General features: G+C 60.3%; 5 protein-coding genes. 4 read left to right on the top strand and 1 reads right to left on the bottom strand.

Annotated features, from left to right (window positions below; all coding sequences use genetic code 11):
• Window positions 1-145: 145 nt before the first annotated feature.
• A complete protein-coding gene (gene ppk2 / locus DBR24_RS12920; RefSeq protein ID WP_128614951.1) occupies window positions 146-961 on the bottom strand; it encodes a polyphosphate kinase 2 in 816 nt (271 codons plus the stop codon).
• A gap of 188 nt (window positions 962-1,149) precedes the next feature.
• Here ppk2 and DBR24_RS12915 point away from each other — a divergent pair, with 188 nt between their 5' ends.
• The 4 genes from DBR24_RS12915 to DBR24_RS32085 form a co-directional block, all read left to right on the top strand.
• Entirely contained in the window at window positions 1,150-3,279 is a 2,130-nt protein-coding gene (locus tag DBR24_RS12915) for a TonB-dependent receptor domain-containing protein (protein WP_128614950.1), read from the top strand.
• An 83-nt stretch (window positions 3,280-3,362) separates the two neighbouring features.
• A complete protein-coding gene (gene sseB, locus DBR24_RS12910) occupies window positions 3,363-4,154 on the top strand; it encodes an enhanced serine sensitivity protein SseB (RefSeq protein ID WP_128614949.1) in 792 nt (263 codons plus the stop codon).
• Window positions 4,155-4,253: 99 nt separating this feature from the next.
• Window positions 4,254-4,715, top strand: coding sequence for a hypothetical protein (locus DBR24_RS12905; RefSeq protein ID WP_128614948.1), 462 nt, complete (start codon window positions 4,254-4,256; stop codon window positions 4,713-4,715).
• A 158-nt stretch (window positions 4,716-4,873) separates the two neighbouring features.
• Window positions 4,874-5,235 (top strand): chromate transporter (locus DBR24_RS32085; RefSeq protein ID WP_371921282.1); only part of this gene is annotated, 362 nt, incomplete at its 3' end.

Here is a 5,235-nt window from a genome sequence, read left to right as displayed (position 1 = left end):
GTACATCCGGGCGGGCGGACAAAATGCTCGCAATGACCTGATCGACCGATTGAAGGCGGCGGGCATCGGACACGTCAGCAGCCTGACCCGCGCCAGCGTTGTCTGAGCCAGTGCGCCACTTGACCGCCGGCAAGTGGCCTCCCTCTCAGTAGGGTTCTGCGACCCGCCGGTATGGATAGTTCGGTTCTTCGTAGTTGCCCGGTTTCTGCCGTTTGGGCAGCGTCACCTTCTCGCGCTTCACGTCTTCATACGGAATGCGACTGAGCAGATCGGTGATGATGTTCAGGCGTGCACGGCGCTTGTCGTTGGAATCGGCGACCAGCCACGGTGCGTGTTCGGTGTCGGAGCGCTTGAACATTTCGTCCCGCGCTCGTGAGTAGTCGTACCAGCGGCTGTAGGACTTGAGATCCATTGGGGTCAGTTTCCAGATCTTGCGCCCATCGTTGATCCGCGCCTCAAGCCGGCGGGTCTGTTCTTCGGGGCTGACTTCCAGCCAGTACTTGAGCAGGATCACGCCAGACTGGACGATCGTGTGCTCCACCCACGGGATGGAGTTGAGGAACTTGTCGGCCTGCTCCTCGGTGCAGAACCCCATTACACGCTCGACGCCGGCGCGGTTGTACCAGCTGCGATCAAAAATCACCACTTCGCCACCCGCCGGTAAATGCGGCAGGTAACGCTGCACGTGCATCTGGCTCTTTTCACGGTCGGTCGGCGCGGGCAGCGCCACCACACGAAAGACCCGCGGGCTGACGCGCTCGGTGATCGCCTTGATCACCCCGCCCTTGCCGGCGCCGTCGCGGCCTTCAAACACGATGCAGACCTTGGCGCCGCTGGCAATGACCCACTCCTGCAACTTGACCAGTTCGACGTGCAGCTTGCGCAACTGCGCAAGGTAGTCCTTGTTGTTCAACTTCGGACGTTCAGATGCCTTGGCGGCCTTCTTTTTGTCTTTTGCCATGACCGAGCCCTCATGAAACACGACCGCAATGAAATGTTGATTGACCGGGCAATCCAGACACGTGAGGTTAGTTCATGACCGGCCGTTTGCCATGGCCTGGCAAAAAAGCACAGTCGCCATGTGTTTCCCTGGATCTTTCTTGCGTCGCACTGTTCATTGCCCGTTCCCCTCTGCCTGGAGTTTTCTCGATGTCCGCGTCCAAATCCCTGCCCGCCGCCCTGCTGGGCCTCGCCCTCGCCTGCCCGGCACTGGCCGAGACTCAAGGTCTGGAACTGGGGCAAGTGCTGATTTCGGCGCAGGATCAAAACGCTGCGGACGCTTCGATTGAAGAGGCCAGGGCCCGCCTCGAACAGGTGCCCGGCGGCACCAATGTGGTCGACATGCGCCAGCCCTTGCAGGGTCGCGTGGCGAGCAACCAGGATGTGCTGGCGTATCAGCCGGGTGTGTATGCGCAGTCGGCGGGCAACGAAGGCGTGAAGATTTCCATCCGCGGTTCGGGCATCAACCGGGCGCCGGGCGCGCACGCGTCGGGGCTGTACACGATGCTCGACGGCTTGCCGCTGACGGGCCCCGGTGGCACGCCTTACGAATTGCTCGAACCGCTGTGGGTCGATCACGTTGAAGTGTTGCGCGGTGCCAACGGCTTTGACCGGGGCTCTCTGGCGCTGGGCGGCGCCATCGACTACGTCAGCCACACCGGCTACGACGCGCCGAAGCTGCAAGTGCGCTACGCCACCGGCAGCCACGGCTATCAACAGCGCCAGATCAGCTCCGGGCAAGTATTGGGCGACTTCGATTACTACGTGTCGCTGACCGATGCCAACGCCGACGGCTATCAGGATCACACCGCCAGCGAGAGCAAAGGCGTAATCGCCAACTTCGGCTATCGCTTCAATCCGAACCTGGAAACGCGCTTCTACATCCGTTACCGCGAAACCGACAACGACCTCGCCGGCCGCGTGACCAAGCACGCCATCGAACACTCGCCTCGCGCGGCCAATCCGTCCTATGTGGCGCGTGACGACAGCCGCAAGCAGCCGGGCAGCACCTTCATCGGTAACAAGACCACCTACTACATCGACGACGATTCGAGCATTCAGACCGGCCTCGTCTACCACGATTACCCGATGGATTTGCGCGAAGGCCCGAACCGCTTGAAAGTCGCCTATACCGACGTCAGCGGCACGTTCGACTACAAACGCCGTGACACGATTTTCGGCATGGAAAGCCGCAGCACCGTTGGCCTGCGCGTGACCAAACACCTGCCCAATGACGGAGCCAGCGAGTTCGTGCGCATCCCCACCGCTCCGAACACCATCAATTACGTGCCGGGCACACACATGCGCAACTTCACCTATCAAGGTTCGGACACCGTTCTGCACGCCGGCAACGACCTGGAAATCGCCGATGACCTGTGGCTGACCACTGGCCTCGCGGCAATCTACACCCGCCGCGAAAGCGCCGTGACCCTGCCGCAAAGCGGCGGCAAAACCAGCATGAACGACTGGGATTACGCGCCGCGCATCGGCCTGCGCTATCAGGTCACGCCGGACTTGCAACTGTTCGGCAACCTCAGCCGCTCGGTCGAAGCACCGCACCCGTGGTCGCTGATCTACAGCTCCAATGTGCGTTTCCCGGCCGGCAATGGCGCGGCGACCGGCACGCAAAAAGACCCGATCAAACTGCAGAACCAGACCGCTACCACCCTTGAACTGGGCGGACGTGGCGAGAGTGCCGCCGGTGAGTGGAGTCTGGCGTGGTACTACGCGCAAGTGCGCCACGAATTGCTGTCGGTATTGCCGGACGCCAACGCCGTCACGCCTTACGAACTCAATGCCAGCCCTACCGTTCACCAAGGGGTCGAGGCAAGCCTGAACAGCAAACTCTGGTCCGCCGCTGATGGTCGCCGGTTGAGCCTGCGCCAGGCCTACACCTTCAGCGACTTCCACTATCGCGATGATGATCGCTTCGGCGACAACCGCTTGCCGGGGCTGCCAATGCACTACTACCAGGGTGAGTTGCGCTATGACTGGCCACAGGGCTTCTTCGCGGCGCTCAATACGCAACTGGTATCGAAAGTCGCCGTGGATTACGCCAACAGTTACTACGCCGATCCCTATGCGCTGTTCGGCGCAACGCTGGGCTATAACGCGCCCAAGGGCGACTGGCAGACGTGGCTGGACATGCGCAATCTGACCAACCAACACTACGCCGCTACAGTTACGCCGGGATATGACGATAAAGGACTGGACGCCGCGCGTTCGACACCGGGTGAAGGCATGGGGGTTTACCTCGGCGTGTCGTGGAATCTGCTCTGACCCACCGGCAAGCTCTGCGTAACGCTGCGTTCCCTTGGCTTGTTCTTTGCCGATCATTTTTCAGAGAGTCACGGACAGACATCATGGGCACACCGTCAGAAAACCCACTCGAAACAAGCCTCAGGCTGGCCGCCGACGAACCGGCGCATCGTCCCGAGTTCTTCAAGACTTTGTTGAACTCACCGGTTTATATCCTCGGCACGACGGGCACAGCGGACGGCCTGGTCAATCTCGAGGCCGGCAGCAACGTCAGCATCGCCCATTGGCAGAAAGCGGACGGCACGTCGGTCATTCCGTTCTTTTCGTCGCTGGCAACGCTGCAACAATCAATCGACGGCGAGGAAAGTTATCTGGAGCTGCCCGCCAGGGCCCTGTTCGAGATGACCCAGGGTGCGCACCTGTTCCTGAATCCCAAGTCGCTTTATGGCAAAGAGTTTTTCCCCGAAGAAGTGCGCAATCTGCTCAGCGATGAAGTCGGCCAGAAAGCCACCTCGCGCACTGTCGAAAAAGAAACCAGTGTATTGCTCGGCCAGCCTGCGCATTACCCGTCAACCCTGGTCAACTCGCTGAAGCAGTTACTGGCCAAACACCGCAACGTGAAGCGCGCTTTTCTCGCGCTGATGCACGACACCTCGCTAGATGAAAAACCGCACCTGATCGTGGGAATTGAGGTCGACGGCGACTTCGAGCAGGTCATGCGCGAAGCGGGGAACGTCGCGGCAGATACGGCACCGGCTGGCGAAGCCGTTGATCTGTGTCGCGTGTGTCCCGGCGAGACGGGGCTGAGCGAATATTTCCTCACGCAAACCACACCCTTCTACGAACGCAAAGCGGGCAACAAACTGCTGTCATTCCTTGGTTTTGGCCGGGCGTGAGAGCGACTGTCGTTGACGTTTTCTTCGCCTAGGCCGCCTGTAGCGGACCTGCAAAATCACTGTTGGTTGTACAACATCAAAGTCAATCAGGTTCCATTGATGAAAAAAATCCTGCTTCCTCTCGTCGCCGCCCTGCTATGCCTGCAAGGTTGTGCGGAAATGCCTGCGTATTCCAACGTCGGTGCTGTCACGGCGGTCGACGAATCGCGCTATACCGTCGTCGAAACCGACACTTATGCCGGCCGTCCCCAGCGCCACTTCGCCGATCTGCAGCCGGACCTGAACATCATCCGGATCAACGACGAAAAAGTCGGCAACATTCCCTTTTCCACGTACTACTACAAGAACGACTCCCCGCAGCGCGCGGTGCTCAAGCCGGGCACCTACACCATTCAGCTGGAATACCGCCTGCCGCGACAATTTCTGTTTGCGGACTTGAAGTTCGACGGCAAGCCGGGGCAGAAAATCATGGCCCGCTCGAAATACGTGGGCCTCAATCGTCTGAAAGTCTGGCTCGAAGATGCTGCCACCGGGGAAGTGCTGAGCACGATGGACGACTGAGGATCAGGACAGCGCCGCACACGCGATCAACGCCGTCCCGACGGCCATCCGCGGTCATGCAAAAAGTTACTGGGCAGCCGTGAAAGCGTTTGCGTTTTCGCGGTGAACCCCTGACCTTATTGCGCAAATGGCCGGGTTTGTGACGGAGAAGCGCCCCCATGAATAAGGTTTGCGTACCCGCGTCCGGCGAGCCATTGTCGACGCCCCAGCCGATCAGCCTGCGCGAGGCGTTCTGGTTCTGGCTGAAGCTGGGGTTCATCAGCTTCGGCGGACCGGCCGGGCAGATTTCGATCATGCACCAGGAACTGGTAGAGCGCCGGCGCTGGATTTCCGAGCGCCGCTTTCTGCATGCGCTGAACTACTGCATGTTGCTGCCCGGGCCAGAAGCCCAGCAATTGGCGACCTACATCGGCTGGCTCATGCACCGAACCTGGGGCGGGGTGATTGCAGGCGCACTGTTCGTGCTGCCTTCGCTGTTCATCCTGATCGCGCTGTCATGGATGTACATCGCCTTCGGCGA

It is taken from the genome of Pseudomonas sp. HMWF006 (assembly GCF_003061205.1).
GTDB lineage: Bacteria > Pseudomonadota > Gammaproteobacteria > Pseudomonadales > Pseudomonadaceae > Aquipseudomonas > Aquipseudomonas monsensis.
This window is presented reverse-complemented; position numbering and strand designations above follow the sequence as displayed.

Coding starts and splice junctions, on each gene's coding strand:
- DBR24_RS12905 (WP_128614948.1), top strand. CDS start 4,254: ATGAAAAAAATCCTGCTTCCTCTCGTCGCCGCCCTGCTATGCCTGCAA.
- ppk2 (WP_128614951.1), bottom strand. CDS start 961: ATGGCAAAAGACAAAAAGAAGGCCGCCAAGGCATCTGAACGTCCGAAG.
- DBR24_RS12915 (WP_128614950.1), top strand. CDS start 1,150: ATGTCCGCGTCCAAATCCCTGCCCGCCGCCCTGCTGGGCCTCGCCCTC.
- sseB (WP_128614949.1), top strand. CDS start 3,363: ATGGGCACACCGTCAGAAAACCCACTCGAAACAAGCCTCAGGCTGGCC.